The sequence below is a fragment of the Lysinibacillus sp. FSL K6-1151 genome (genome assembly GCF_038630755.1).
In the GTDB taxonomy this organism is placed as follows: domain Bacteria; phylum Bacillota; class Bacilli; order Bacillales_A; family Planococcaceae; genus Lysinibacillus; species Lysinibacillus fusiformis_D.
The window spans coordinates 2,069,298-2,095,599 of record NZ_CP152040.1 but is presented as its reverse complement, the minus strand read 5'-3'; the positions used below and the strand labels follow the sequence as shown (position 1 = coordinate 2,095,599).

At 33.5% G+C, this 26,302-nt stretch carries 30 protein-coding genes and 1 pseudogene; 10 read left to right on the top strand and 21 right to left on the bottom strand.

Going from position 1 to position 26,302, the window contains the following annotated elements:
• Positions 1–426: 426 nt before the first annotated feature.
• The 5 genes from MHI04_RS10125 to MHI04_RS10105 all read right to left on the bottom strand — a co-directional run bounded on the left by MHI04_RS10125 (position 427) and on the right by MHI04_RS10105 (position 4,391).
• The gene (locus MHI04_RS10125; protein ID WP_342535653.1) at positions 427–1,215 is read right to left on the bottom strand and encodes a class I SAM-dependent methyltransferase; all 789 of its coding nucleotides are present in this window, start codon (positions 1,213–1,215) and stop codon (positions 427–429) included.
• Positions 1,203–1,634 carry a BrxA/BrxB family bacilliredoxin gene (locus MHI04_RS10120; protein WP_036122610.1) on the bottom strand — a complete coding sequence of 144 codons (432 nt, stop codon included), beginning with the start codon at positions 1,632–1,634 and terminating at the stop codon, positions 1,203–1,205. Before MHI04_RS10120 ends, MHI04_RS10125 begins: the two co-directional genes overlap by 13 nt.
• A 686-nt stretch (positions 1,635–2,320) precedes the next feature.
• A complete protein-coding gene (locus MHI04_RS10115; protein WP_342535652.1) occupies positions 2,321–3,238 on the bottom strand; it encodes a hypothetical protein in 918 nt (305 codons plus the stop codon).
• Between the two features lie 21 nt (positions 3,239–3,259).
• A complete protein-coding gene (locus tag MHI04_RS10110; RefSeq protein WP_089932241.1) occupies positions 3,260–3,820 on the bottom strand; it encodes a hypothetical protein in 561 nt (186 codons plus the stop codon).
• A gap of 403 nt (positions 3,821–4,223) precedes the next feature.
• Entirely contained in the window at positions 4,224–4,391 is a 168-nt protein-coding gene (locus MHI04_RS10105) for a hypothetical protein (RefSeq protein WP_342535651.1), read from the bottom strand.
• A 573-nt stretch (positions 4,392–4,964) separates the two neighbouring features.
• On the opposite strand from MHI04_RS10105, the gene MHI04_RS10100 reads away from it, so the two are divergent.
• From MHI04_RS10100 to MHI04_RS10090, 3 genes are all read left to right on the top strand, one after another.
• Positions 4,965–5,114, top strand: coding sequence for a hypothetical protein (locus MHI04_RS10100; RefSeq protein ID WP_170829800.1), 150 nt, complete (start codon positions 4,965–4,967; stop codon positions 5,112–5,114).
• Between the two features lie 457 nt (positions 5,115–5,571).
• Complete coding sequence (locus MHI04_RS10095) at positions 5,572–6,540, top strand: exonuclease domain-containing protein (RefSeq protein ID WP_089932245.1); 969 nt, start codon at positions 5,572–5,574, stop codon at positions 6,538–6,540.
• A 120-nt stretch (positions 6,541–6,660) separates the two neighbouring features.
• Positions 6,661–7,353, top strand: coding sequence for a hypothetical protein (locus tag MHI04_RS10090; RefSeq protein ID WP_089932247.1), 693 nt, complete (start codon positions 6,661–6,663; stop codon positions 7,351–7,353).
• A gap of 15 nt (positions 7,354–7,368) precedes the next feature.
• Here MHI04_RS10090 and MHI04_RS10085 read toward each other — a convergent pair.
• Both MHI04_RS10085 and MHI04_RS10080 read right to left on the bottom strand, forming a co-directional pair.
• Positions 7,369–8,709, bottom strand: a pseudogene (locus MHI04_RS10085) (IS3 family transposase).
• A gap of 57 nt (positions 8,710–8,766) precedes the next feature.
• A complete protein-coding gene (locus MHI04_RS10080; RefSeq protein WP_089932249.1) occupies positions 8,767–9,477 on the bottom strand; it encodes a hypothetical protein in 711 nt (236 codons plus the stop codon).
• A 382-nt stretch (positions 9,478–9,859) separates the two neighbouring features.
• Here MHI04_RS10080 and MHI04_RS10075 point away from each other — a divergent pair, with 382 nt between their 5' ends.
• From MHI04_RS10075 to MHI04_RS10065, 3 genes are all read left to right on the top strand, one after another.
• Entirely contained in the window at positions 9,860–10,108 is a 249-nt protein-coding gene (locus MHI04_RS10075) for an ImmA/IrrE family metallo-endopeptidase (protein WP_089932250.1), read from the top strand.
• Positions 10,109–10,197: 89 nt separating this feature from the next.
• Positions 10,198–10,395 (top strand): hypothetical protein, encoded by a 198-nt coding sequence (locus tag MHI04_RS10070; protein ID WP_089932252.1) that lies wholly within the window; start codon positions 10,198–10,200, stop codon positions 10,393–10,395.
• A gap of 393 nt (positions 10,396–10,788) precedes the next feature.
• Complete coding sequence (locus MHI04_RS10065; protein ID WP_342535650.1) at positions 10,789–11,715, top strand: site-specific integrase; 927 nt, start codon at positions 10,789–10,791, stop codon at positions 11,713–11,715.
• 134 nt (positions 11,716–11,849) lie between these two features.
• Here the strand turns inward: MHI04_RS10065 and MHI04_RS10060 are convergent, their stop codons facing one another.
• Positions 11,850–12,686: a TIR domain-containing protein gene (locus tag MHI04_RS10060; protein ID WP_089936255.1), complete on the bottom strand. Its 837-nt coding sequence runs from the start codon at positions 12,684–12,686 to the stop codon at positions 11,850–11,852.
• Between the two features lie 18 nt (positions 12,687–12,704).
• Positions 12,705–15,782, bottom strand: coding sequence for a hypothetical protein (locus tag MHI04_RS10055; RefSeq protein ID WP_342535647.1), 3,078 nt, complete (start codon positions 15,780–15,782; stop codon positions 12,705–12,707).
• 622 nt (positions 15,783–16,404) lie between these two features.
• On the opposite strand from MHI04_RS10055, the gene MHI04_RS10050 reads away from it, so the two are divergent.
• Entirely contained in the window at positions 16,405–16,737 is a 333-nt protein-coding gene (locus MHI04_RS10050; RefSeq protein WP_141903270.1) for a hypothetical protein, read from the top strand.
• Between the two features lie 195 nt (positions 16,738–16,932).
• Here the strand turns inward: MHI04_RS10050 and MHI04_RS10045 are convergent, their stop codons facing one another.
• From MHI04_RS10045 to MHI04_RS10010, 8 genes are all read right to left on the bottom strand, one after another.
• Entirely contained in the window at positions 16,933–17,364 is a 432-nt protein-coding gene (locus MHI04_RS10045; protein WP_271913226.1) for a hypothetical protein, read from the bottom strand.
• A gap of 125 nt (positions 17,365–17,489) precedes the next feature.
• On the bottom strand, positions 17,490–17,687 hold the full coding sequence (locus tag MHI04_RS10040; RefSeq protein ID WP_036122627.1) for a hypothetical protein: 198 nt from the start codon (positions 17,685–17,687) through the stop codon (positions 17,490–17,492).
• A gap of 473 nt (positions 17,688–18,160) precedes the next feature.
• Positions 18,161–18,394, bottom strand: coding sequence for a DUF3953 domain-containing protein (locus tag MHI04_RS10035; protein ID WP_249645777.1), 234 nt, complete (start codon positions 18,392–18,394; stop codon positions 18,161–18,163).
• 174 nt (positions 18,395–18,568) lie between these two features.
• Positions 18,569–19,129, bottom strand: a complete 561-nt coding sequence (locus MHI04_RS10030) for a DUF4256 domain-containing protein (RefSeq protein WP_249645778.1) — start codon at positions 19,127–19,129, stop codon at positions 18,569–18,571.
• Positions 19,130–19,147: 18 nt separating this feature from the next.
• A complete protein-coding gene (locus MHI04_RS10025) occupies positions 19,148–19,435 on the bottom strand; it encodes an RNA polymerase alpha subunit C-terminal domain-containing protein (protein ID WP_058843090.1) in 288 nt (95 codons plus the stop codon).
• Positions 19,436–20,699: 1,264 nt separating this feature from the next.
• The gene (locus MHI04_RS10020) at positions 20,700–21,080 is read right to left on the bottom strand and encodes a hypothetical protein (protein WP_342535646.1); all 381 of its coding nucleotides are present in this window, start codon (positions 21,078–21,080) and stop codon (positions 20,700–20,702) included.
• A gap of 105 nt (positions 21,081–21,185) precedes the next feature.
• On the bottom strand, positions 21,186–21,323 hold the full coding sequence (locus MHI04_RS10015; RefSeq protein WP_010861357.1) for a hypothetical protein: 138 nt from the start codon (positions 21,321–21,323) through the stop codon (positions 21,186–21,188).
• A 613-nt stretch (positions 21,324–21,936) separates the two neighbouring features.
• Positions 21,937–22,212: a hypothetical protein gene (locus tag MHI04_RS10010; RefSeq protein ID WP_230593823.1), complete on the bottom strand. Its 276-nt coding sequence runs from the start codon at positions 22,210–22,212 to the stop codon at positions 21,937–21,939.
• 254 nt (positions 22,213–22,466) lie between these two features.
• Between MHI04_RS10010 and MHI04_RS10005 the strand changes: the two genes are divergently transcribed.
• Both MHI04_RS10005 and MHI04_RS10000 read left to right on the top strand, forming a co-directional pair.
• Positions 22,467–22,589: a YjcZ family sporulation protein gene (locus MHI04_RS10005; RefSeq protein ID WP_139149510.1), complete on the top strand. Its 123-nt coding sequence runs from the start codon at positions 22,467–22,469 to the stop codon at positions 22,587–22,589.
• Positions 22,590–22,784: 195 nt separating this feature from the next.
• Positions 22,785–22,991 carry a hypothetical protein gene (locus MHI04_RS10000; protein WP_271913223.1) on the top strand — a complete coding sequence of 69 codons (207 nt, stop codon included), beginning with the start codon at positions 22,785–22,787 and terminating at the stop codon, positions 22,989–22,991.
• Between the two features lie 35 nt (positions 22,992–23,026).
• On the opposite strand, the gene MHI04_RS09995 is transcribed toward MHI04_RS10000, so the two are convergent.
• Both MHI04_RS09995 and MHI04_RS09990 read right to left on the bottom strand, forming a co-directional pair.
• On the bottom strand, positions 23,027–23,407 hold the full coding sequence (locus MHI04_RS09995; RefSeq protein WP_230593824.1) for a hypothetical protein: 381 nt from the start codon (positions 23,405–23,407) through the stop codon (positions 23,027–23,029).
• An 8-nt stretch (positions 23,408–23,415) separates the two neighbouring features.
• Positions 23,416–23,793: a hypothetical protein gene (locus MHI04_RS09990; protein WP_342535644.1), complete on the bottom strand. Its 378-nt coding sequence runs from the start codon at positions 23,791–23,793 to the stop codon at positions 23,416–23,418.
• A 231-nt stretch (positions 23,794–24,024) separates the two neighbouring features.
• Between MHI04_RS09990 and MHI04_RS09985 the strand changes: the two genes are divergently transcribed.
• Entirely contained in the window at positions 24,025–24,663 is a 639-nt protein-coding gene (locus MHI04_RS09985; RefSeq protein WP_342535643.1) for a hypothetical protein, read from the top strand.
• A 567-nt stretch (positions 24,664–25,230) separates the two neighbouring features.
• On the opposite strand, the gene MHI04_RS09980 is transcribed toward MHI04_RS09985, so the two are convergent.
• The gene (locus tag MHI04_RS09980) at positions 25,231–25,854 is read right to left on the bottom strand and encodes an HAD family hydrolase (RefSeq protein WP_342535642.1); all 624 of its coding nucleotides are present in this window, start codon (positions 25,852–25,854) and stop codon (positions 25,231–25,233) included.
• A 15-nt stretch (positions 25,855–25,869) separates the two neighbouring features.
• Positions 25,870–26,265 (bottom strand): pyrimidine dimer DNA glycosylase/endonuclease V, encoded by a 396-nt coding sequence (locus MHI04_RS09975; RefSeq protein ID WP_342503856.1) that lies wholly within the window; start codon positions 26,263–26,265, stop codon positions 25,870–25,872.
• Positions 26,266–26,302 lie beyond the last annotated feature (37 nt).

Sequence of the window (26,302 nt, the reverse complement as noted above, 5' to 3'; positions counted from 1 at the left end):
AAGTGGTACGTTTTTGTTAAATGATTCTTCTGGAAACATGTGGAGCGGAGCATGAACAGCTCGAATAATACCCTTATGAATGTTCTGACTATTACAATTTGGACATGTCTTCAATTCCATAACAATCCCTCCATAAGCTTTTATAAATTCTATTATAAACTTTTTTAAGTCTTCATAAATAACCATCTCAACAAAAAAACTTAATGAAAAATTTGCGCAAGCTAAAATTGTTGAAAGGCTTGCTCTATCCGAGGATCATGGAGAGCAATATTCAGTAGCACTCACACATTTCAGATATTCTGATGCATTATAATGTCCTCTACTACTTCACTTCCGCAAAAATTAAAATGACAAAAGATGCCCAAGTCAGACATTTCGAACGGTTGGACATCTTTTGTCATATATTCTATATCTATTGGAGCTCGGTCAGACTTCTAGCACACCATAATGAAACTTCGCGGTTACTCTCGTCAATTGCTGGAAACCGTACTGTGCAAACCACTCTGAACGAAAATGTGCCTTTAATACCACCCGCTTTTTCGCTACACGCTTGGCCTCATAGACCCATTCATCCGTTAATGTAACATGCTCACCCGCGAGCCGTAACGCCTGAAAATTATTCGCCTCTTCGATGACCTCTCCAAACATCGGGTCCATATAGACCACATCAAAAGCCTTGTCTGGCAAGGTTTTTAAATAAGCAATCGCTTCAGCTTGAACTACCTCGATTCGTCGCATACAGGCGGTTAATGGTAACTCGGACGTATCATAGGTTTGCGTCCCCCGACTGACAATAAACGCTACATTTGGATTTGCTTCCAGCCCTACTACATGGCCTGTCTCACCCACGATATAAGCCGCTAACATAGCATCTGCCGCAAGACCTAATGTACAATCCAACACCGAATCACCCTGTTGAAGCTGTGCCGCTTCCAAAAAGGGCTCTGCCTCACCACGAGCAACACGCTTTAGTCGAAACGCTGCAGAATTCGGATGAAAGAAAAAGGGCTCCTGTGCCCCATAGGCATAATATTCATAGCGATTCTTCCCCGCCACCATCACATGTGCCTGCAACTCCTGTGAAATCTTACGAACAGAGCGCTTTTTCCGTGGCTCAAATGTAGCACCTAATGTTTGACACGCAAAAGCAGCGAGCGCCATCGATACTTCGTCTGGTCTGCCCGCTGTCGTCACAATCGTTTTTAGTTCTCGCATGTTTGCTCTAACACGCCAGTTAAATGAGAGACAATTTGCTCCACAGGGAATCCCTCGATTTGTTCACGTGGAATAAAGTAAGCCAGTTCCCCGTCCTTTAAAATCGCCATAGACGGTGAGCTCGGTGGCACCTCTTCAAAATAACCGCGCATTGCTGCAGTCGCCTCTGGATCCTGCCCTGCAAACACCGTCACAAGATGGTCAGGCTTCACCGCAGCAATTGCCTCGCGCGCTGCTGGACGAGCAAGTCCTGCCGCACAACCACATACCGAGTTAATGACCACTAACGAAGTCCCCTTCGTCTCTGCCATAAACTCATTCACTGCATCAGCCGTTGTCAGCTCCGTAAATCCAGCCTCCACTAGCTCCTCACGCATCGGCTTCACAACCTGCTTCATATATTCATCATAAGCGTTCATGCTTTTCCCCTCTTTCCTATGTATTCGCAAAGCTTATTATAGCAAGGTTTCGTGTGAATGTACAAAGACATGCTTTTTGTTTGATTTTTGGGGAAGTGTGACTTTTTTGTAACAGAGAAGGAATTTATTTAAAGTCGTTACTTACCTAAAAAATGAATTTCCACAATCTTCATGGAAATAAAAAAGCCCAAGCTTGTACTCTGAACAGTTCCCCGTCAAGTAGACAGTTTTAAAAAGATTAAGTGGCCATCTGATGTCGATATTCTATCGGTGTCAGGTGGTTGAGTCGTTATTGGGAGCTTTATAGTTATAAACGTAGATATACTGCTCAACAGCTCGGATCATTTCGTCTTTAGATTGATCTTGTGAAAGTTACAAACACTCGCTTTTAAAATGTGAGAAGAAGGATTCCATGCAGGATTATAGTGGCAATTACCTTTATGAATGGCTACCAATCATCACCATACCTTTACTTGCAAAACATTACAAATATTGTATTTTTATACTATCTTTTGCATACCTTTCTTCTCCCGCCAAATAAGCCTGTACTACTTCTCCAACTCATTTGAATGCGTATCTTTTTTCAAGATAGAAAAAACCCCCTTTAAGGAAAATGTTATCTACAGCGGACTGTAAGTATTGTAACATTGTCTACAAAAAGGGGATCAGCTCAAATTAATGAGTTTTTAATCAAAAAAATCATTCTTTTCATTCTCATTCAATAGATATATTCCTGTATCTGTTTGAATAACAAATTGATTTTTATATTTTAAAAATTCAAATGGTTTAGAATTCAGAGCAATATAAGGATCAATTTTCCCACTGTTAGGATTTAAAGTTGCAATGCGTTTATTTTCCATATCACAAATATAAAATCCTTCATTAATATAAGAAATATATTCTGGGTATTGTAAACCTATAAGCTCATTTTCACAATAAATTACATGGAGATCATCATTTATAGCTTCTGGATTTCGTGCAAGTTCTACATCAGTAGTATAACGGTAGATTTTTTCTATTTCAAAACTCGGAAATCTATATTTTACAACAGAATTCATAGTCGGGGATACACTCCAGACTGCTTGTCCATCTGAACAAATATTATGTAATGTATCATAATAGTCAGAGGTTTCCAACAAAATATATTGCACAAGCTGATCATGCTCATTAAAGTGCAATATGATATTATGAGGCCAGAGAAGACAAATCGTTTCATTTCGTATAGCACATGTCATAAAATTAGTAACATCAGAAAAAATATTATTTGGTATTATATCAAAATCATAGTTATCTCCCCAATCCTCACCATACGTGTTATTATAGTATTCACTAAGACTAATTAACTTTCTTTTTCCTCCTTCACTTATCCAACATTTTGCTATACTTTCTAGATATGAATAGTTTGATACTTCCAATTGACTAGATATAATACCCCATCTATTATCAAATTTAATTTTCGCATACGATTCTCTTGATATTTCTTTTATATCTTCACCATTATATTGATAATAGTAAGTTTTATTCTCATCTTCAGAAAAACTTGCGAAAGATAATATATTTTCATTTTGTGAAAGTGAATGTCCGTTCAAATGCAATTTTTTCATGAAATTTTCATCCTCATTTTTTTAGTCGATAATCAAATTTGCCCCTGGTTTAGGCTGACTTACCGCACGAAAGAACATATCAAAACTCTCTATTTGACCATCTTTATTAACAAAGCATCTTACTTCGGCAGGTTGATTATTAATATTTGTCCAAATTTGATTATGCCCTTGTTTCAATTTTCCGTTGTCGTCATTTTTTGAAATTATATCAATCCCTCTGTCTACAATTTGCTGTCTATCCTTTCCTAATCTCAGTATACCCCCATCAAGATGCTTTTTTGAAAAAATATGAGCTTCTGTAGCTACAACATTTCTAGCAGTTTTTATTACCTTACCTGTTCTATTCATTGTTGAAATATATTTTCCAGCTTGTAAAACGACTCTAAATATAGGACCTACCCAAAATTGTTGTACTGTCTCATCATTCCCAATATTATCAATCAGAGTGTTAGAATTTAGTTCTTCAGGAAATTCATCACATCCATTACCAGGTATTTCAGTTTCTTGTGCAAAAGCTATGCTTGGTAGAATCATTGCACACAACATAAATGTAGATATTAGACTAATAATAAACTTTTTCAATATATTTACCCTCCAAATTAACGAATTTAATATTCTCTTAACAAATTGATTACTATAGTAAACATACCCTCGAGTTACTAACATCCTATCATTCAAAACCCTTCAATTTCCATTGTTGAATCACGCCACTTTTTGGCGTTAATTTTACATTAAATTTACAATGACCGCCACATAACGCCATCAAGAACGCCATTTTTTGGCGCTTCCTATTTAATTTGGTAATACTAATGTTTCATTTCCAGCGTTTTTAAAAGATACCCCTTGACTTTAAACACATTGTAGTATCTATTCATTTTGTAATCATAAATTAATAATTTGTACTTAAATATCTATTGACAGTAAAATGCGTTTCAGATACTCAAAATAAAAAGCCCCTCACCAATTAAGTGAACGGTCTTTGATATTAAACGCTACGTTGTGCCATGATAATTTTAAGATCTTCAAAATCGACACCTGTCAACACTCTAGCGTCAAATTTATCTAACCATGACTTATCAATTAATTTTTCGTCTGTGGCTTGTTTAATTAAATCACGCACTGCAGCTTTAATTGTTTCATTCGTAAATTGCATTTTATCATCATCCTTTACAATATTATTTGGAATTGAAGGCTGCATAATTGCTTAGCCATTTGCAGGAAATACATGATATGAGGGATTAGATAATGTAGAAGCAACTATAAATATGGATTGTACATAATAAAAGTCATTTTAATATCTCGTTTAAATTAGTATTAAAAATTAATACCAGTTTTCAAAAGTTACGTCAAAATAGATTTTTCACTTTTAGTTAAATTAGAATTTCTTTTTATTTAAACTATTCCGTTTAATGATTAGTTAAACTATAATGTTATCGAGGGGTAAGATATGATAAGTACCCTTTTAAAAGTAATGTGTATGGAAAAAAACAATTCAAAAACAATCGTTACATTAAAACTGATTTTTCGAAGATACTACTGATATTGCGCATGCTAACAGACAGCTACTCATTTACATGAAGATGAAGGAGCTGTTATTCGAGCTTCGTCAATATGAAATAAGGACATGCTTTATCTAGTATGTCCTTTATTACTATTCATTTATGTAAATATAAAACATTAATGGTTAACTTATTCACAATAGTGTTTATTGAAGGTGAGAGTTTGTATGAACTATTCATTATTTAAAATTAAAAATTACCAAACAAAATCTATTTCCACACATCAAATTGAGGCTATTACAAAAGTAGTCGCCGTTGTTAAAGCAAAGAATAATGGATTAGAATCTATTATGAACAACCAACATAATGATAAATAGAATTATAGTTTAGGTATTTATGTACCTGAAGATGCTTCTAAATTAGATGTATCTGCTTTAATAAGTCATGCTGTTGACAAGGATAGAATACCCTACGAAGATTTAGTTGAATTCGCGACTAGTAGAAGTTCTCCTTCCTAAATATACTTTGAAAAATTGGATTATATACTAATCTTTTCCCGAATAATCAGTGTAAATCACACGTTAATTTTTGATTAATAAAAAACTAATTGATGCAGCAGCACCATATAAAAGTAAAACTATACTTATGCATATTTATCTAACTAGCAACCAATGGAGAATGAGATGAAATCACTATACTAAAGAACTTAATTAATTTGATGCAATAGGTGGAAGTACAGTGATTTTAATCACTATCATTTCTCGACTATTTTTTTGACATATTAATAGATATATTTACGCATGACAAAATATACACATAAAAGGAGCAATTGAAATGAAAGGGTTCGTAGCAATTGATTTTGAAACGGCTTCACCAAAAAGTCATAGTGCCTGTTCATTGGGACTAGTAGTTGTAGAAGATAATAAAATTATAAATGAACATTATTTTTTAATGTGTCCAGCCGTTTTCGAAATGCATCCAACTAATAAAGCTATTCATGGACTTGCATTAATTGATGTCATGTTTAAACCAAAATTTCATAAAATTTGGCCTCAAATTTCTCACTATTTCAATGGGGACTATTATATTGTTGCTCATAATGCTCAATTCGATTTAGGTGTGTTAAAGAGCTGCCTCGACTTCTTTAATATTGAAGCTAATGAATTCGATTATTTTTGCACAATACCCTTCACAAATCGGGTATATGGAGGGGATTTTGACCGTTCTTTAAAGACTCGTGCAGAATATTTCAGTATTCCCTTGGAAAATCATCATCATGCATTAGATGATGCTCGTGTTTGTGCTGAGTTGGTTTTACACAGTTTAAAAGCGACAAGTACTCCAACTGTCGAAGAATACCTTCGTGTCTATCGTGATATTCCTATCAAAGCCTTTTCTGTCATTAATGCACCAAATGAATTTGGGAAAAGTAAGTTCCGTTCAACGAAAATTACAGACATACAACCAACAACCAACGCTTTCGATACCACTCACCCACTCTTTGACAAAAAGCTGGTCTTTTCAGGCGAGTTAAAAGCATTTGATAGAACAAAAGCAGCGCAATTAGCAGTCAACTGTGGTGCAATATTAAAAAGTGGCGTTAGTAGCAAAATTGATTTTCTTATTTTAGGACAACAAGACAAAAAATTAGTTGGTAGTAAGGGAAAAAGTACAAAAGAAATTAAAGCTCAAGAGCTAATCGATAAAGGTTTTGACCTTCAAATTATCTATGAAGATGATTTCCTAACACTTCTATCTCGAAAAAATGATCCAGTACATGTGAGGACGGTAGTAAGAAGCTAATTCATAAAAATGTCTTTATATACAATGGTCATCAGCTACTTTTACAACTGAGGAAATATAAAAACTAGATTGAAAAGGACATACTGCAATTATAATTATACATTTGATGGAGGTATTTTTTTGGCTGCAAAATCATTTTTAATATGCAATTCAATAAGATTTAAAGAAGATGACTATTTTGTTCCTTCTCAAATAAAATTATTAGAAGATGAAGGGACACCTGAAGTAAATTTAAAACTTATTGAGGAAAACTTTCACGAAGGTTTTTCTTTATTTCAATGTCATTATGATTATGTGCATAATAAAGTTGGAAAAGTCTTCGATAAACCTTTTACTAGATATTTTGAACCTATGGATTTTTCAACATACTTTCATAGAGAAAATAATCTTGCGCTTGTTCAAGTTAAAACTGATGCCGCACTTGAATTTATTACAGAAATTAATTCAACAAAAGAGTATAAACTTGAACCTCATGACATTAGTTTTGAGAGAATAATTAAATTGGTTCCTGAAATTTCTGGAGCATGGATTGCAGAATTAAAAGGAAAACACCTAAAAACAGCAGGCTTCTTTGGTCCTAATGTACACATGAGTGATGAATATAAAGATGCCATTAAAACAGGAAAAGTTTCATCGATGACAATTAAATGGGTTAGTAAAGAGCATATTGAATATTCAATAACTATTTCAAAAAAAGGTTCTATTACATTATTTAATAATTTTAAAACAATAGAAGAGGAACTTGACTTAGTTAATGATCTATTTCAAAAACTAATTAAACCCCACGCAATTGAAGTGACCCCAAAAAGTTAGACACGGTTATTTCGTTTAGGCAGCTTGGGTAAAATGAGTTCGGTACTGCACCGGACTCATTTTTAATTTTGCCTTCATACGTTTCGTGTTGTAATAGTTTATATAGTTTTCGAGTTCCTTTTTAAAATGCTCGACACTTTTAAATTCCTTTAAATAGAGAAATTCCGACTTCATGATGCCAAAGAAATTCTCCATGACAGAATTGTCGTAACAGTTGCCTTTACGCGACATACTTTGCACAATCCCTCTTGATTGAAGGGCGTGGCGATATTGTTTCATTTGAAAATGCCAGCCTTGATCGGAATGCATGAGGAGCTGGTGTTCTTCTGGCAACCGCTCTAAAGCCTTTTCTACCATCTCTGAAACTAACGAATATGTAGGTCTAGAGCCAATTGTATACGTAATAATTTCGCCATTAAATAAGTCTAAAACAGGAGATAAATAAAGCTTTTCACCAATTAACTTAAACTCCGTAATATCTGTTACCCATTTCTCATTAGGCGCTTTTGCTGTAAAATTGCGATCTAAAATGTTAGGCGCAATTTTACCAACTGTCCCTTTATATGACTTATATTTTTTCATACGAACGATGCGCTTTCATCAGGCGTTGCACTTTCTTATGATTCACTTTTTGCCCACGATTCGCTAGCTCATCACGAATACGACGATAGCCATAACGGCCTTCATGTTCCTTATAGATTTCTTGAATTTCGGCCTTTAACTCGGCATCTGGATCGGGACGATTCATCTTCTTTACTAAATCATAGTACGTGCTACGTGGAATTTCTGCGAACGCTACAAGCGCCTTCACCGAGTATTTATGCCTTAATTCATAGATAACTTTTACTTTGTCTTCTTTGGTGATTTTTCCTTGGCTTGAACTAAGGCGTTTAACTTTTTTAAATACTCGTTTTCCATACGTAGACGATTGATTTCTGCTTGAAGTGCTTCTGGTGAGCCTTCTACTGGTGCTTGTTTTGGTTGTTTATTTATTTCTTTTTTCATGGATGGACGCCCCTTTTTCTTTGATTGAAGGGCATCGAATCCTTTTGTTTCAAATTGTTTTTTCCAAAAACGAAGTGTAGAAGGAGTAGCTATATGAAAGATAGCTGTCGTTTCAAGTAAGGACGTACCGTTTTCAATCATATAGTTTAGTACGTCTAGTTTAAACTGTGCCGAATAATTTGTATATCGTTTTATAAACGCTTCTACGCCGCTATACTCATATTGTTTCACCCAATTAAGAATCGCTTTGTGATCTGTTCCAATTAATCTAGCAATTTCATGTGAACTTTCTTTACCTTCTATGTAGCATAGGGCTGCTTGTAATTTTTCTCCTGATGTATATTTAGCCATATAAAAACTGCTCCTCCAATTGTTAGATGTGTCTAACAATTGGGGAGCAGTTCAAATTTAGCGTGGGGATATTGTTAAATATTCCTCTGAGAAATTTCTTAAACTTTGTAAGCTATTTGTATTTATACTTATTCGTTCTTTATTAACTACTATTTTTTCGTTTTGTATATTAAATTGAATTTTAAAAGTTTCAATATCCCTAATATCAAGCCTTCTTAAATATAATCCATAATAAGGATTTTCCCCTTTAAAATATATATCTAAATAGTATTCACAACGATCGTTTTTTAATTTACTGGGTATATCCTCCAAAATATTTCCTAGTTCGGTTTTAATAATATGTGTTGATCTTCTATACGATACCTCTAGATCACTAAGCTCTATCCTAATACTTTCTCGGTCAATTACTACTTCGAAAGATAAAGTCCCTACTTTATAAATCCTGCGAACATTACTTACTTGAAGAACCTTACTACTTTCTTTATTTAGAAAAATCTGATCTAATTTTTCAAATACTTGTTCATTAAAAGTACCATAATATTCAATAGACATATTCCAAATACATTCAGGATTAGTGAACTTATACCAAAGATTCTTACAAGTTAAATAAAACCATTCGGATTTATTCCATGATAATTGTAATGCAAATAATAACCAACCTAAAATTATAGTTCCATTAGCAAAATAAGAAGACGGATTAATTTTTATGTTTATTATCATTAATACGACCGTTGTAATCCATGCCAATATTAAAATAATTTTCTTCATTCTCCTCCCTCCTCCTTATCTAATATTAAACAACTACTTTGTTTGATTCAATAATATAAATTACAATTATTTTTTCTATTTTATCACAAAAAGAACATTTGTTCTATAATTACGATTAACAAAAAGCAAATAATATTTTATTACAGTAAAGAACAAACGTTCTTATTTTGATTGGAGTTGATTTAATGGATTACTCTACACACAGAGGATTTTATCCTGAAATTTTATAGTTGTATGGGCATATTAACATCCCAACAACTAGATTATCAAAAGATGCTTTTAAACTTGGAATCCATTTATTTTATTGGACTGATAAAAGCCAAACGCTCTTTTTAAAAGAAAATGCATATATCTTTATTAATGAACGACTATCTAAACAACAATGGTAAGAATTTTCGCACATGTACTTTTACATACTGGTCATCAAGGACGTATGTCTCCCCTTTTTCGAGAATACCAGGAGAACAAAGCAAACCATTTTATGTATCATGCCTGTGTCCCCTCTTTCATGCTGGACGAAATAGAGCCAAATAATCTCACTGTCGAATATATACAGGAGCAATTTAATGTGGAATGTGATTTTGCCCGCAAGCGGTTAGAACAGTATCTAAGTAAATGGTACTTATTCTGAATTGGAATGGGCAGTCAATCTGACTTTATTTTATAGTTGGAAATAAAAAGATATAGGCATTCAAAATTATTGAAATGTAGGTGAATAAATTGAGCTTAGGTAAGTTATTAAAGGAACTCCTTGGTGATGAGGGTTTACGTGATGCAGCAAAACGTATGGACATTACGTATTCCTACTTAGCTATGCTTGAAAGAGGAAAAGATCGTCGCACTGGTAATCTTCCCAAACTACACCAGAAACTTTGCAACAAATCGCTAACGCCTATAAATATGATTATTATAAGTTAATAGAAGTGGTAGGTTTCTCGGATAACCCTTTTTATAATCCAGCATTAAAAGAACCTTTTGCTCACAATCCCACATTACAGCAATGGTATAAGTCTCTTCTCTATTGCAATGAGCAAGATGTTGAAAAACTAAAAATAATCTGGGATGTAATTCATGAAGGTGGTGACAACTAGTACATTTCGTTCAAATTAATAAGACTACATGGCGTTGTACTGGTGAGGGCCCCAGCAACTCTTCAACTGGTAAACTTTCACAAATTACACGTCGTGGTAAAAGTAAAGGCGAAGCTCGGGAAAGAGTAGAAAAGCTATTGTTGAGTTAAAGAAAGCATATACCTTTGATGCAAAGATTACATTTGATGAATTCAGCCAAGATTGGTTGAAGCTCTATCGGATGAAAGGTAATAAGGAAACGACTAATGAACATCGTGCCTACTGCATTTCCCTATTCAATCGTTACATAGCGAAAAAGAAAATGACTGCCATCTCAACAATTGAATTACAAGGAGTATTCAATCGTCTATTTGAAAACGGCACAGCTTTTAATACGCTACGTGGCACTCATAATGCAGCAAAAATGATTTTTGCCTATGCTAAAGAAACGGGTTTGATTGAGATGAATCCTGCAGAAGCTGCTTTTGTACCGAAAAAGAAAATGACTTTAGAGGAAATTACTACTGAGGAAACAGCAAAGTTATATTTAGAGACGGATGAACTGAAGGAATTTTTAAATTATGTGGACAAGCACCGTAATAACATGTATCGCACTTTGATTTACAGTATCGCTTTTACAGGAATGCGCCCAGGAGAAGCTGTTGCTCTAAAATATGAAGATGTCGATTTAGAGAAGAAGGTTATTCATATCAACAAAACCGTCTATGCGAAAAAAAGCGTACGAGGTGACTTCGAGCTTACTCCCCCAAAAACATTTGGTAGTATCCGCTCTGTGGATATTGATTATATTGTGGTAGAAAAATTAAAACAGCTCTACCAATGGCATAAAGATCGTGAATGGATAAAATCAGATTTTATATTCGGTGACAAGGAAGGCATCCCTCCTACTGTCAAGATGCTAAACCAAACCGTCCGACGGCTTGGTGCCAACACCGACATCAAAAAACAATTCCGTACCTACATCCTCCGTCATACTCATATAAGTTTATTGGCAGAGGCTGGTGTCGACTTAAATTTCATTATGAATCGTGTTGGCCATAAAAACTCTGATACTACCACTAAGATTTATTTGCATGTTACTTCTGGGATGCGAGCAGTTGCTACTGAGAAAATGTATGATAAGTTTACAGAATTATTGAAGAACTAATCTTCAAAACTAAACTATAATTTATTGAGTCTTAAATATAGTATTTAATGCAAGATTTAATTGTGTAATTTTAAAAATCGTAAAAGCCAGAATAGTTTTCTGGCTTTTTACATTTGTTATATTTCTAGTTCTATTTATGAAAACAGTCTATTGGCATCAATTACATATCCAGAACTTATCATTTCTTTTATCAGTGAATTCTTCCATGCCCCGTTTGTATCCATTTCAACATAAACTACACCAGAAATATCATTTGGTTTTTCAACTTGTGATTTTACCAATGCACAAACATTGTTACGACCTATTTTCCCCATAAGATAGCCATGCTCAAATATAACATTTTGACGAGCTCTTGGATTCAATTCATGATCATTTTTTGCTTTACCTAAGTCACATGGTGTATATAAAACTATTGCAAATCCTACATTAGAATGCTTTTCAATTTTCTCTATAATAGTGTTGCCACTGCTTGCTTGCTCATGTAATATTATCGCTTTTAATCCTAGACTTTCTACAAATCTAGCTGTTTCTTCTTTAGCCAAAATATCATGACCGTGAACGATAAATACTTTTGATTTATCCAAAACAACATCCCCTTTGCACTTGACTAATTCGCTTTGCTCATAAATGTACTTATTATCATTAAACAATATTGGTTCATTTAATCTCTTAACTTTAATAGCATAGATATTCTTATTTTCCATAAACATTTTTTGGATTTGTATATCTGGTTTTGGACTTAATAAATTTAGTGTATTACTAATAATTGATTCTGTATTAAAATCATCACTTAAACCAACAATTTCAAATCTATTACTTTCCCGAATTGCACCTAAAACTATATATCCACCTTCTGTATTTGAGAGCCCACTAATTATTGCAGCCATTCTTTTAGAAGGTATTAGTACAGGATTACATATTATTGAATCAAAATTTCTTTTTTGAATAAGGTCTAAAAGCTCATCATGCATGTTTAAATATATATCCCCTTATATTATTTTTTTTAGTGGAATTCTATTCAGCCCCGTGATTTTCAACATTTTCCCAAATGTGATTTTTTGAGGTGGAGATTTCTCATCAGCAATCCATAACTCACAATCTTTTTCATAATCAAGTATATCCTTTTCAGAATCATAATAAATTATTACTTGATCATAATCAGCAGGTCTTATTATAAGATAAATATCTTCTCCATTTTTAGTAACCGAAAAAATTGTTTTAGAAATTTCTTCAGGATCACTTACATCGTATTCTGATTTAGTTTCTAAATGTTCAAATACTTTTTTAATTGAGCGATTAATAATTTTCTGAACAAACTCAAATTTGATTCGATCTTTTTCTGATAAATGAATAAAATTATCTGAAAACAACTTATTACTAAAAGCTGCATCTAATTCTGTTTGTGAAAAAATACCTAATTGTATTAAGATTTCTTCAGTTAAATTTTGTTTATATTCTTGATTTTCTTCTATTTGAGATAATTTTACTTCAAGTATCCTTTCTAAACTATTAAAGTCCTGAATATCATACTTATCCATTATCTCATCATATTTTATCGCTTTTTCCATACTTTCAGCTATTTCGGTATCATCATATAATTTATGTTTATTTTTATATAGTTCTGGGAAAAGTTCTTTAGCTAAATCTTGATTATCCTTAAACCATATTAATATTTTTTTGTGAACCTGTTTTATGTCCTCATCTTCTGATGCATCACGATTCAGCTCAATTATTAATTTTGTTATATCTTCAGCAATATTTGTTTGATTTTTCGTTCTATTTTCAGGTAATTTTAAAAATATTTCTTTACTTAATAAATTTTCTCTAATATCCAATCCCAATTCTCTTAATATATCTTTTAAAAAATCTTCAGTTGTACCATCATCTAGAAACAAATTGTCTTTAATATGGAAAACACCATTTTGATTTGGTAGTATTGGTTTATCACCATTATTAACATGATAATCGTATTGATTTTCATTTAGAAATGAAACAAAATTATTAAGCCATTTTAATGTACTAATTTGGTCTGTATTCAAAACCTCAGATAATGTTTCGATGTTCTTATAATTAGATATTTCATTTACTAAATACTCAATTACAATTTTATCAATATTTTCCCAAATATCTAATGACCAGTTTAATATTTCACTTTTATCATGTATTTTATCTTTAAAGATATCCTTGGAGAAATCATAAATATCATTTCTTATCTTTGGAAACTCGTCTTCAAAGTTGAAAAGTGAAACTGTATAAAAACATGCTTCTAAGTTAATGTCATAGGAAATTATTTCATTTATTTTATTAATAGCATCTTTTTGATTTTTTGAAGATAATAAAATTTGGTCTCCTACATGAATTTTTCTGTTTAATAATCTTTCTCTATAATCTTCTCCTAAAATATCCAGTACATTTTTTAATTCCTCATCAATTTCTTCATCATAATTAAGTTCCGTTCTTTTTTTAAAATGACCTTTTTGATTAGGTATTACAGCAAATTTATCTCCAATAATTTCATTAATAAATTTACCTTCCTCATTTAATATTTCAAAGTAAAGATTAATCCAGTCAAAAGCTGCTATATCAATTAATTCGGAAGCCAGATAATCTATATTTTTTCTTTCTTGCAAACTAGAAGTTAAAACTTTTAATGTTAAATTATATTTATCACTCCACATTACCTGATACCAATTATCTATTTCCTCTTGTACAGGGAGTTTTTCTGGTATCCAACAACTACTTATTTCCCATATCTTACTTCTTATTTTTAAGTTATTATGTGAAGGGAACCATACCTTAGTTTTTCCTATTTCATCAAGTATAGAGATTCTATCTCCTTTAAGGGTATCAACAATCGGGGTATTCAATAGTTTATTTTTTATTGGATCCGTGATATTTTTTTTTAACCACTCATTTGAAAGCCAGTCCTCATGTATTGAAGAGTTTATACTTGATGCAAATAAATACATTTTCCCCCAATTATGCTTTGAAGCATAGTTTAATAAATCACAATATAACTCTAAAGCAATAGACATAATAGTAACATTCTCAATAATTTTTTCCTCATTACTATCTTTTAAATAAACCCCATTCCTAGGATCAGTTGGATTAAAATAAGGACTATTAATTATAAAAGGGAACGGGAAACTTTCAGTACCAATTAATGGGAAATGACAAAATAATTTAGGAATAGTATTTTTAATTTCTTTAATAAAAATTTTGTTTTGTATTTCTTCAATTTGGAGAGCCAGGGTTACATTATGTTTAGCTATTGTTAGAATCTTGTATTCATTTCTTTTATCACCAGTTTGTTCTATTACAGTATTAATAGCTATATTTTCACTTAATTTAATAACTTCCCTTTCTAACTCAAATTTAGTATTTAAATTTTCAATATATATGCTTTTGATTTCTGGTAATAAAGTTAAAGTAAATATAATATTATTAAGTAAATCCTCTAAACCTTGTTCAGCAATTTCAATACCTCTTTCATCAAGGTCATATGTAAATACAGTATTTAATTTATTTGGGTTAAAATCCTCTACGCTGGGGGAGGTGTCAATTTTTTTTAGCTGACTAAATGAAGTTTCAACTGATTTAATTATAGTATCAATATCCCTCCCACTTCGGTCGAGTTTAATTTCTACTTGTTTATATGGTTCATCTGGTTCTTTTAAAATCCCATTGATAACTACAATTTCAGATAATAAATGAGTAGTAAGAAAACCGGTTCCAAATTTACCAGTTTCTTTGCTTTCTCCATTTTTCGTTCTTTCTTTTGTAGAAACTTGCTTAAGTAAAAATGTAATATTTTCTGACGTAAACGGTTTACCATTATGACTAAATTCTAATATTTTTTTAGTTTTATCTAAATTTATCCTAACAGATACTTTATTGTTTTCGTACGATACGTCTTTTGCATTTTGAAGGAGTTCCCATATCCAACGCCTCGAATTTTTTTCGTTAGCATTAAGTCTCAAATCATCCATTAAATACAATATTTTGGTTGCGAATTGATGATTTATTGCTTTTTTATCGGCTTCATAAATTTTATCAACATATACCATTTGTCATACCTCCCATAATTACTCATTACTCATTACTCATTACTCATTACCCATTAATATTATACTTAATTTACCAATATCATTCTACTAAAATTACATTGGATCCAAATAATAATATATTTCCCTAAGCGTTTACTCTGAGTTATTTTAGAAGGACAATATATATATTTCCGTTTACTTTTCGTGACTTTTTTCAAAAACCATACTAATTTAACCTCTACAAACGTTGATATACCAATGAACAAAAAAGCATGAACGCTTATATTCATCATAAGCATTCATGCTTTTACCCTCTTTCATATGTATTCGCAAAGCATATTTTAGCAAGATTTTACGAATGCACAAAGACATACTTATTATTCAATTCCATGAGTTTTAGAGAGAAATGCGAATTTTTTTGTGTAACGGATGGTTATTTTATCTAAGGTCGTCATACACCTAAAAATGGAATTTATACAATCGATATTACTTTTTCATTAAAACAAAAACGCCCAGGCTCAAATCAATTCAATAAATGTACATATTTGTCTATAAAATATGTACAGACACTAAATTATTCCAGATTTTGTTCGATAACAAAATGGATTCATAAATTATTTAATAGAAAGGAGTAAATTCAATTATGATCTCTTCTCAATTTTCAAACATGCAATATTTAATGGCACGTCGGTCTTCATCTAAGTATTATGGGTTAACAAAACAGACTGGCAATGAAGCTAATAACACCTCTACAAAGGGTCAAGAGAGAATTAACAGTGTGAGTAAAATTATTGAAGAAAGCAAAACCTCTAGACTCTCTGCTAAACAGATTGAAACACTTAAAAGTGCTGCTAAGGATGGTTTGTTAGGCTCTAGTGCTAAAACATTAGGACCATGGGGGAAATACAATCTCCAAAAAATTTTATCAAACACTAAGCACAATTCAACATTAAACGCTTATCGAAATTCAATCTAATTAGCATTCAAACACCCTCCAAATAATTAGAGGGTGTTTTTAAATTTACAAAGTGGAATTTCTAATTTTCAAACCCTCTTTGAATAGCCTACATATGACTCGATTAATTAATTACTCCATCTCATGTGTGCGGGTTTCAGGAAAAATGAACAGTGGAATCCTTGAATTGGTGTCGTTTCACACCTGTCTTATAGATTAGATCCCCAAAACAGAAATGAACTGGGTTGTTGACCTTTTTTGCATGATCCAAGATTGAAATTCCGTTATCATGGTAATTAGCTGTTGGACATTAGTATCATAGTTTTCTATGAACTCCTGCTCTGAATAGCCGTATAAAAATCCTATACCCTCTTTTAATGAATTAGGATTGGGCTTACTATTTAAAAATTGTTTCATTCTTTCCAATTCCTGATTGATTAAATCCCATATACCCATCTCGATTTCATTGAAAGCAAAATAATCGAATTTCTTGTAATGCTTGTCGATCGCAGGCAAAATGTATCCGAAGTTGTCTTCGGTAAAGTAAATAGAAGAACTATTCCAGCATTCGCCCCTGTATTGATCTGGCAAAATCTCGATATAACATGAACCTTCGAGTAAATTCGTATCATAAATTATTTCAATCATTAAGCCTGCTCCCTCCCATTAGTGAAAGTAAAATTTATTGAGACTCTCTGATTATATCTGGTAATCTGAAACTTTCACTATATAAAAAGAGTCACTTTCCATTCAGTGGTCCTTTCACCAATTATTTAAAATTTTTCTGGTTTTACCACTTTAAAGGAAGCTACTTCCCCACAGTTTTTACAGAAAGTCATCAAAAGTGGTGACCCTACTGCCATTATTGCTCCTATAGGCCTTATATTACCTTGACTCGTCGTACCCCCAACCTGCCCAGTTGTAAAGGTATCTCGACCGCAAACCTTGCAAACTAACTTTTCATTTCCCATTATCTCACCTCTTTATGTAATTAATGTAAATTATAACATAAATCACTCCATCTCGTTACACGCTCTAGCTAACGCTGAGGATCGTGTCAGTCCATTCAAAATTTCAACATTATGTATATAATCAAATGGAAAAGGACCAAAACGTTCTTATTATTCAGTTTGTTATTACTTGTAGGGTGTAATATGAAAACAGAGTAACAATGTTTGCATTTCCTGATGAATGGTGACGGGACAAAGGGGCAAATAGTGAAGGGAATAGACAAGAAATACGACATGCTGTGAACATCGAATTAAAAATGCCTTGCAAAACGCCAACATTTTAATAGAACTTCATACAGATGAAGAACCATTATATAAACTGGAAGGATTTGATTAAGGAAGGTTTTATTTATACGATATGTATTATTTGAATGAAGAAGTGATTCCTACTTTAATCGAACTAATTGATTCTTGGAACAACCTTACTTCTTCCGTTAAATCAAGACAAAGCTTTGAATGGACACATAAATTGAAAATAAAAATAGCCCGATTAGCAACCACCCATAAACGGTTCTCTGTTTTTGACATTCTTGAATGCCTAAAGTGAACAAGAATAAACCTAAGAACAATATCATGAGGTAATTCAGTTCGAAATCACGGGTGATTAGTCCATAAGCAGCGAGAGAAATACCAATGATTGAGAAAATAATTTTCAAACAATTTAACATTACTTTCCACCCCCTTTTTTAGTTTATCATACAATGTAAGATAACTAGACGTTCGAGAGGCTTCTTATGTAATATTGTTTCCTTATGTTTTCAGCATTAGATGCTGACGTGAACCCCCTTTCCCATAGAAAAAGGCATGTGCTCTACCGTATATCGAACGCATGCCTTTATTTCTTAAACTCGTAATGAGCCACGGAAGCCCCTTGCTGCGTAGTAGGATTCTGCTCCATTGTGATACATAAAGATCGTGTCATAGCGACGGTCGCAGAAGATGGCGCCGCCGAGTTTTCGAATGTTGTCGGGTGTTTGTACCCAGCTCGATGTTTTTAAATCGAATTTGCCAAGCTCTTGTAGATGTCGATATTGCTCTTCTGTTAGAAGCTCAATGCCCATATCCTTGGCTACATCCATCGCCGTATTTTCTGGCTTGTGATTTTTTCTGGCTTCCCATGCTTCACGGTCGTAACATAAACTTCTACGACCTTTAGGGCTTTCCGCAGAACAATCATAAAAAATGAACTCGTCTGTATTTGCATCATAGCCAACTACATCTGGTTCACCGCCCGTTGCTTCCATTTCATGGAGCGACCCTAGTTTTTCCATATTAGTCTCTAGCTTAGCCTGTACATTAGCCCAGTCAAGCCCTTCATGACGAGGCGTATTTTTCTCAAAACGAACTTGCAAAGTATGGATTAGTTCCTCGCGTTGCTCTTGTGATAATACCTTCGTTGTCATCTTCGTCTTCCCCCTCGCTTATTTAAATGACAAGCCTTCTTCTTCCAATGAAGATTTCATAATGGGTAAGGAGGCTGGTCCAATACCATGTATTTTTAATATGTCCTTTTCCGTATACGTAGATAGCTTTTCCAACGTATCAATGCCTTCATGTACTAAAGCGTTTCTTGCAGGTGCACTGAGTTTTGAAAGGAAGCCACTAGTTGGTTTATTTTCTTGATCACATGTAGGGCAACTTGGACAATCCGTGCTTTTGTAAAAGGTATGTCCTTTTTCACAAACTTTTAACTTTTTTTCTGCAGCCAAATTAAGTCCTCCCATCAAATCCCGCATCTAATTCTAACATACTTTACAACTCTAACTCGATTGTCAATACTATGTTTAACATTTTCTAATTGCATACTCAGTTTCGACACCATTTTAAATAAAAATGTAATATCTTTAGTAAAATTGAATAGCATTGGCTTTGAAAACAGAATAGAGGGATTCAAAAAAAGGCACTATTTCGCATAAGAATAGTGCTTTTACTGTATTACTGCCTCTTTTCAACAAACAACAAAATGAGTGTTGCCAATGGACCTAATACAAGAGAAAGTAAAAACCAATTTAACCCCGATCTATTCTTCCCTTGTGCAAGCCCAGCATTTATCAACGCCAATGTGCCCTAACCTGCGAAATATTGGTTATCCATCTTCTGTCCTCCTGTTTCATTTAACTATGCTACATCTCTTCACAAATTTAATCATAACATATCCAAATAACATGCTTCCTGAAAGGTATCAAAATTGTATGTAATGCCTCAACCATTTGCCATCACCGTGAGCAACGCTTCATCCAATAATTTTAGTCATCAACTTTGGTGTTTAATGAGACTCGCTCCTTCCTCAGTGGGTGAAAGTAAGATTTCACGCTTATCTAAAGGATTCTTATTTCTACGTTTAAAGCCTTTAGTTTCAAGCGTCCTAGCAATATCTGAAATCATCATGATGTTTAACTTTGTGAATTCAGCATGTTTTTTAATTTATGAGCTCTCCGTGCGTTTGGAGGTAATCACATGTAGCTAATAGTATAAACTGTGCATATGTCAAACCGCCCTTGTTGAGTTCTTTTGTAATGTGTCACTTGCCATAATAAAAAATCCGTACTGTCCTTTGGGTCATTTAACTTAGTCTTTGGCGAATAATTTATTAACAAATATCCTTTTAATGGAAAAATACCTTCTTATAAAACTGTACAAACCCGCCTTTTCATTACTATATAACGCTCAATTTGACTCTGGTGTTGCCTTAGTCATAATCCATACATCAAATTAGCAAGTGCACTTATCAATGATAATAAGCACACTTATTATTATCAACAAGATTCAACTCCTTACTGCAACAGTAAAAAGGGAAGAAAACACATCTAGCATTTTATTACTTCATAGTTTGTCGACTTCAAAAAAGGCCACATCCTCAGTAGAATGTGACTTACTAAAAGTATATATGTAAAACTGTATCAAAGTTTTTTCTTTAACAATAGCATCCGTTTAAGCAGAATACTTCACAAGCTCTAGCTTTTCTCACGCAACTTAATTTCTTTTGGTTTTCTGCGTTTTAGCTAATACATAACCTGATAATCCTAGTGACGCACTAATAACATAGCATTTATAATTATTTTTTTGTAAGTATTGTTCAAGTTCATTCGTATCTTCGTAACCAATCGGCCAAGCGTATAACTTATGTGATTCAAACTGCTCTCTGTTCTCTACGAAAAATGTATTCAAATCCATTTCATCAATATAGAATAAAATACTTCCTGCCATTACATGGTCGAAATCATGCGCTAAATAATTCCCGAATGTAACAGTTACAATTTCATCTGCCATTGTTTCGATATGTACTAGCAATTCATTTTCTAGAAAATTTACTGAGTATCCAACTATCACACCATCGTGAATAGATATTGTCATTCACTTCCTCCTTAAAACGGTTGCGTTGTTTGAAAAAGAAATTAGCATTACCTATGGCAACCTCATGATACTTTAACTAACGCACCCCATTAGTGGAATATCAATTTATTTTCTATCTCTTATTTCTTCTAGTATTTCTATTACACGATTGTTTTGTTTTTCAATCGATTTTAACCTTTTTTCAATTATGCTTGAAGAGAAAAATACAATTAGTACAATAGCTATTCCAATGATTAAATCCATTCCTATTCCCTTCATTTATATCTTGGTTTATCGTTTCTTACTACCACATACGTTTCAAAGCTACTTGCTAGTTCAAGTATTCTGCTCCATAAGTTTAAGAAGAACAGAGGTGTTAATTAAACAGTAGCCGATTTCAATACCATTAATCACTTTCTTTCACTTTTTACACAATCAGTTTTCGGTCATATTACACGCGTAATATTTCATAACAGCCTGAAAGGTTAGAATGAAACTAATCAAAGTCGATAATAAAAGTTCCATAGTTTCGAGCTGATTAAATGGCAGTCCATGTCGTATAAACATAAAAAAACCACCTCCCAACGCATTACAAGCAAATAAACCTCCCCAGATTGCCGCTTTCGTCCTTTTATAAACGTTGTCGCCTCTTAAATATCTCATATACAAGAAACAAACAACACCGATCCCTATGATCAACAGTGATGTCTGAGTAAAGGAGGATGTCACAGTCATCGGCTCTTCCCACGGCATATCCACATAGAGAAGGTTACCAAAGTGAATCATGTTGAAAATCAATAGACAAATCAGCACACAAAAAAAGAATAACCATTCAGCTATCGTCATGAACCATTTCATTATTGTTATACCTTCCCTTCTATTCTAATAGCCTTACATCTTCTTTATTTTCTAGAAAGCTACAAAAAGAGCAACAATGGTCTTTTGTTATAAAAATTGCTCGGTACATATCGGCCCAAAGTATGGGTTCCTTACATCGTTCACACTCTGCATAATAATCGGGTAATAAAGTTTTTTCTAATAAGACATCCCATTGTGGAGCTGTTAAGCTTTCAGGGCCATTTGTAATGACCAGCATAATGACCTCCAGTATTTCTCCATCATAAATTCGACGGGCATTTACTAGCTCTTTCAAATAAATGATACAGCCAGATGATTCGTTGTGTTAACTTTTTTCGTTGCATATTCTCCCTCTTTCAATGATTAGTCATTCGACAAACAAAGGTTTTTTCCTCTATTTATGTTTTATATTGGCATATGAATCTCTCGCGAATCAAAAGAAAAAAAGCAATCATAGGGTAAATACCATTTCCCCTTTCTGCATCGATACATATTATATGTTGTAGAAAGGGGGGATTTTCAGTGGGATACAGTGGAAACGTAGGTAATATCAACAACAGCTGCTATTATGGCGGCGACTCTGGCGGTGGCGGCTATTACGGATCAACATTCGTATTAATCGTCGTGTTATTCATTTTATTAGTTATCGTTGGCGCTTCTTTCATGTATTAATCATCCCAACTAGCACCTAGAACACCCTTTTACACGCTGCTAAAGCCGTGTAAAGTCATTTTAACCATTATATAAGGGTCGCTTTACCAGCCTAGTGACCCTTTTATATTTCAGACAGACGTGCGATAATGAAGAAGAATTAGCTTTGTAACAATATCCCACCTAACTGAAATGGCAAATTGAGGTGAACCCTACATGTTGAGAGTAATAAAAGCATTACTAGGAATCGCATTGATTATGGTTGGTCCTATGTTGATTGCCATTACGGTTGACGATACGGTATGGCTCAAAAATATATTATTAAGAATCATTGGTGTCCTGTCCATTTTACAGGGCGTTCATTTATTACATAGACAATTTCATCCGCATGCATACAAAAGAAAACCCAGGAACTCAAAATAAAGAGCACTTGGGTATGCTTGATGATTTAGAAAAAATTATTCCTTCTCAAAATATTTTAGATCTAATTGAATAAGAGTTGTATTCATATCATAAAAATTTCCCGACTTAAATTTTTCCTCATGAGTAAATCCTTTTTGATTTTGAATAAATGCTAACCACTCCTTTTCTAACTCACCGCTATTCTTTCCGTAAACTTCCTCTACTTTTTTTGCTAAATCTTTCTCATTGTAGATCTGTTCAAACTTTTCTAGTCCGTAGGTATCAATTAAATATTTTGTAAATGAAGCCGCATGTGTGTAGCTCAGCTCCATAAGGATTTGATTCTCTTTTATATTTGAAAGTTTTGGGCGAAAATAGGCATCATCTTGATTTGGATCAATTAACTTACTAATAGGAATTAACTTGTCTGAATCCATATAATGCTTCATGTATTTTTCAAATATAATTTATTTTTTCCATATTGATCCTCCATATAACTCGCAAAACCCTCTTGCGTAAAATAGCCATGGTCAGATCCAAAATTATTGCCATAACCAAGTAAAGAATGTGTCATTTCATGGACAAGTGGATATATATCTTCTTTAACGCCAGTTAACTTGATTTTTGATGCTAAGCCCCATGATTGATCGTCTTCTTTAAGATAAATAGTTATCTTGTCAGATGGCACATAGGAAGTATGTATGGATTGCTGAATGTTATCATACGCCGTAAGGATTTCATCTTTTAAGATAGCTACTTTTTCTTTTGGAACGTTGATATCATTCTTAATCTCAAAAGTTATTTTACCATCCTTTGTCACCACAATATTTTCATCGTTTTTTTCTTGTATTTGCTCTTTAGGTTGAACGGTTTCCGCTGTACAGGCTGTTAATAGCAAAGTACATAGAAGGATTGTGCCATGTTTACCTCCTAAAAAGTATTTTCCAGTTTATACGAGACTTAAAATCCAAAAGTTTCATTTTAAAAAGAAAAATAAGGAAAATTAGACAAAATTATTTATACTATTATTAGACAAGGCAAAAAGGAGGACTCCATGAGCAAAAGTAAATGTATCCATTACAACCCACGCTATGGCTGGGATTTAAATGATGATGCACATTTGGAAATGTGGTTATTCGCCAAAGCACAACGTAGACAAGTAACTATTCTCAGCTATGGATGTGACTTAGATCATCACACCATTAAAAAAATTGTTCGGCATTACCTCACTACGGAAAAACCTGACGCAGCAGAAGACACACTAGAAATAAGATATGATACATATGATGCTAATTCAAATCTTCATACAGAGAATCAATACTATTTTGAAACCTATTTCATCAGGGAAAACACATTAGCTGCTTTTGTCCAAGCGCTACATCGATTGCCTGGTACACATATTCGCTGTGAATTTAATGTGCGGGGACATTTTGAAGTGAACCTAAATGGTGTAGAATTTTCTACACGTGTATTAAAAGCTCTTGATTTTCCATCTATGTACAAGGAAGATTTAATCGGACGCTATCTTTTATTTATCGATACAGAATCACCTGACAATGAAATGATTCGTCACAAAATACACTTGCTCCCCAAAGAGTTGCAAAGTCTTTCTCTTCCTTTAGATAGCTCACTGCTACAGCGGGAACGTTTAGTAAAAGACTGGATAACAGCCATTCTTCGATACGAAGTGTAAATTTTAGCTTACTCAGGATGATGGTCTATAAAACCAAGTAATCTTATCATATAAATAGTAGTGTTAAGCGAATTCGTTTAACATGGCACCTCCCGATTTGTTACTAAGGGGCACTTCTATCGAGTGTCCCTTCTATTTTTTTGCTATTGCACACTTCAACGACATCCATTACGATAGAATTTATTCGTCATTATGGGATGTGGATTTATGTTAGAATTTATTATCAATTTCTTATCAAATACCTATGTCGGTCAACCAACTTTACATACAAGAAAAATTGATCAAAATATAGCAAGGCTACAGCACTGCGATTGGTCTCACGACATTTACCATCATTATCAATACCGCAGCCTATTTTTTGCGAATCGCCATGTCAGAAAATACCTTCAAAGTAATGTTCGGGTCAAGCGAATGATGAAGAATAAGCAAGCGCAAGAAAGGTTTCTCCTATTTTTACATAAGCAATCGAAGGGACGGGAACAAAAGAATTGTAAGCAATGAAAATCCCGAATTATGACAAAACACTCCATACCTTAAGTGTTTTGTCATAATTCGGGTGTTTTTTTCTTAGCTAATGAGTGTCAAAATATCCTTTGGCTCCTGTAGCACGTAATCTGCATTCTTAAATCCAGTAGTGGTTTTGGCTCCCCAGAGGGCAAGGGCAAATTTGGATCCGGCTTGCTTTGCACATTGGAAATCATAGATAGAGTCGCCAATATAGATAGCCTCTTCTGGAGCTACCTGCAATGTGTCCAGACATTTTAAAAGGGGCTCTGGATGTGGTTTGTGCTTTTCCGTATCACTAGCACTAACAATATGTTGGAAATAATCACTTAACCCAAACGGATTAAACTCATCTGCAACCTCTTGAGCTGTTTTAGAAGTCACAATGCCCATTTGTAGCGATGTTCTTGCTAACTGCTGGATGACTGCCTCTAGATTTTCAAAAACGGCCACCTCGTGTGAAAAATCAAGAACCGCCGCAGACCATTTCTGATGAACAGCCTCTATGTTATCGACCTTGAGCCTCTGTAAGGCATCTTTCCCTGGGATACCTAAAGCAAATCGTAGTGCCTCAAATGAATACTCTTTTTGTGTTTCTTGCCGTAACGTTTTTTGCAATGACTGTAAAATCGCTTGCTCAGTATCCAAAATCGTTCCGTCTACATCAAAAATAATGGCTCTCAACATGAGTGTTCCTCCTAGTTAAAGCACGTTATTTACATACATGCATAATTGCTGATATAGTTCCTCTGCATAATCCTTCTGACCACGAATATATTTCTCTTTTAAATTATAAAAACAAATTTCAAGATATTCCTTATCATGATGCTGTTGAAACGGTTTCCTATCCTTTACTGGCCCCAAGCCATCAAAGTAACGATTCATTTTTTCATATGTTCTAATTTGATAACCGCGCTTCTTCATTTCTTCCATGACTTTTTCGGTATACACATACAGGTCCTCTTTAGGGTATTCGTAGACATAATTAATCAAAATATGCTGGTCTTCTTTAGCAAATATGCTATTTAGCTCTCTCCACTGTGAAAGTAGCTGCCCTTTCGGTAAATACTCGATTAAATCTACATGCCATAACCTCATTTGCCTCTCCTCTTCCCATTAATCTATCCTATCAATA

Excerpts from the sequence above, each read along its gene's own strand:
- MHI04_RS10125 (WP_342535653.1), bottom strand. The coding sequence starts at position 1,215 with ATGCGAGAACTAAAAACGATTGTGACGACAGCGGGCAGACCAGACGAA.
- MHI04_RS10120 (WP_036122610.1), bottom strand. The coding sequence starts at position 1,634 with ATGAACGCTTATGATGAATATATGAAGCAGGTTGTGAAGCCGATGCGT.
- MHI04_RS10115 (WP_342535652.1), bottom strand. The coding sequence starts at position 3,238 with ATGAAAAAATTGCATTTGAACGGACATTCACTTTCACAAAATGAAAAT.
- MHI04_RS10105 (WP_342535651.1), bottom strand. The coding sequence starts at position 4,391 with ATGCAATTTACGAATGAAACAATTAAAGCTGCAGTGCGTGATTTAATT.
- MHI04_RS10100 (WP_170829800.1), top strand. The coding sequence starts at position 4,965 with ATGAACTATTCATTATTTAAAATTAAAAATTACCAAACAAAATCTATT.
- MHI04_RS10095 (WP_089932245.1), top strand. The coding sequence starts at position 5,572 with ATGAAAGGGTTCGTAGCAATTGATTTTGAAACGGCTTCACCAAAAAGT.
- MHI04_RS10080 (WP_089932249.1), bottom strand. The coding sequence starts at position 9,477 with ATGAAGAAAATTATTTTAATATTGGCATGGATTACAACGGTCGTATTA.
- MHI04_RS10075 (WP_089932250.1), top strand. The coding sequence starts at position 9,860 with ATGGTAAGAATTTTCGCACATGTACTTTTACATACTGGTCATCAAGGA.
- MHI04_RS10065 (WP_342535650.1), top strand. The coding sequence starts at position 10,789 with ATGAAAGGTAATAAGGAAACGACTAATGAACATCGTGCCTACTGCATT.
- MHI04_RS10060 (WP_089936255.1), bottom strand. The coding sequence starts at position 12,686 with ATGCATGATGAGCTTTTAGACCTTATTCAAAAAAGAAATTTTGATTCA.
- MHI04_RS10055 (WP_342535647.1), bottom strand. The coding sequence starts at position 15,782 with ATGGTATATGTTGATAAAATTTATGAAGCCGATAAAAAAGCAATAAAT.
- MHI04_RS10050 (WP_141903270.1), top strand. The coding sequence starts at position 16,405 with ATGATCTCTTCTCAATTTTCAAACATGCAATATTTAATGGCACGTCGG.
- MHI04_RS10045 (WP_271913226.1), bottom strand. The coding sequence starts at position 17,364 with ATGATTGAAATAATTTATGATACGAATTTACTCGAAGGTTCATGTTAT.
- MHI04_RS10040 (WP_036122627.1), bottom strand. The coding sequence starts at position 17,687 with ATGGGAAATGAAAAGTTAGTTTGCAAGGTTTGCGGTCGAGATACCTTT.
- MHI04_RS10035 (WP_249645777.1), bottom strand. The coding sequence starts at position 18,394 with ATGTTAAATTGTTTGAAAATTATTTTCTCAATCATTGGTATTTCTCTC.
- MHI04_RS10030 (WP_249645778.1), bottom strand. The coding sequence starts at position 19,129 with ATGACAACGAAGGTATTATCACAAGAGCAACGCGAGGAACTAATCCAT.
- MHI04_RS10020 (WP_342535646.1), bottom strand. The coding sequence starts at position 21,080 with ATGACAATATCTATTCACGATGGTGTGATAGTTGGATACTCAGTAAAT.
- MHI04_RS10015 (WP_010861357.1), bottom strand. The coding sequence starts at position 21,323 with ATGGATTTAATCATTGGAATAGCTATTGTACTAATTGTATTTTTCTCT.
- MHI04_RS10000 (WP_271913223.1), top strand. The coding sequence starts at position 22,785 with ATGTTGAGAGTAATAAAAGCATTACTAGGAATCGCATTGATTATGGTT.
- MHI04_RS09995 (WP_230593824.1), bottom strand. The coding sequence starts at position 23,407 with ATGGATTCAGACAAGTTAATTCCTATTAGTAAGTTAATTGATCCAAAT.
- MHI04_RS09985 (WP_342535643.1), top strand. The coding sequence starts at position 24,025 with ATGAGCAAAAGTAAATGTATCCATTACAACCCACGCTATGGCTGGGAT.
- MHI04_RS09980 (WP_342535642.1), bottom strand. The coding sequence starts at position 25,854 with ATGTTGAGAGCCATTATTTTTGATGTAGACGGAACGATTTTGGATACT.
- MHI04_RS09975 (WP_342503856.1), bottom strand. The coding sequence starts at position 26,265 with ATGAGGTTATGGCATGTAGATTTAATCGAGTATTTACCGAAAGGGCAG.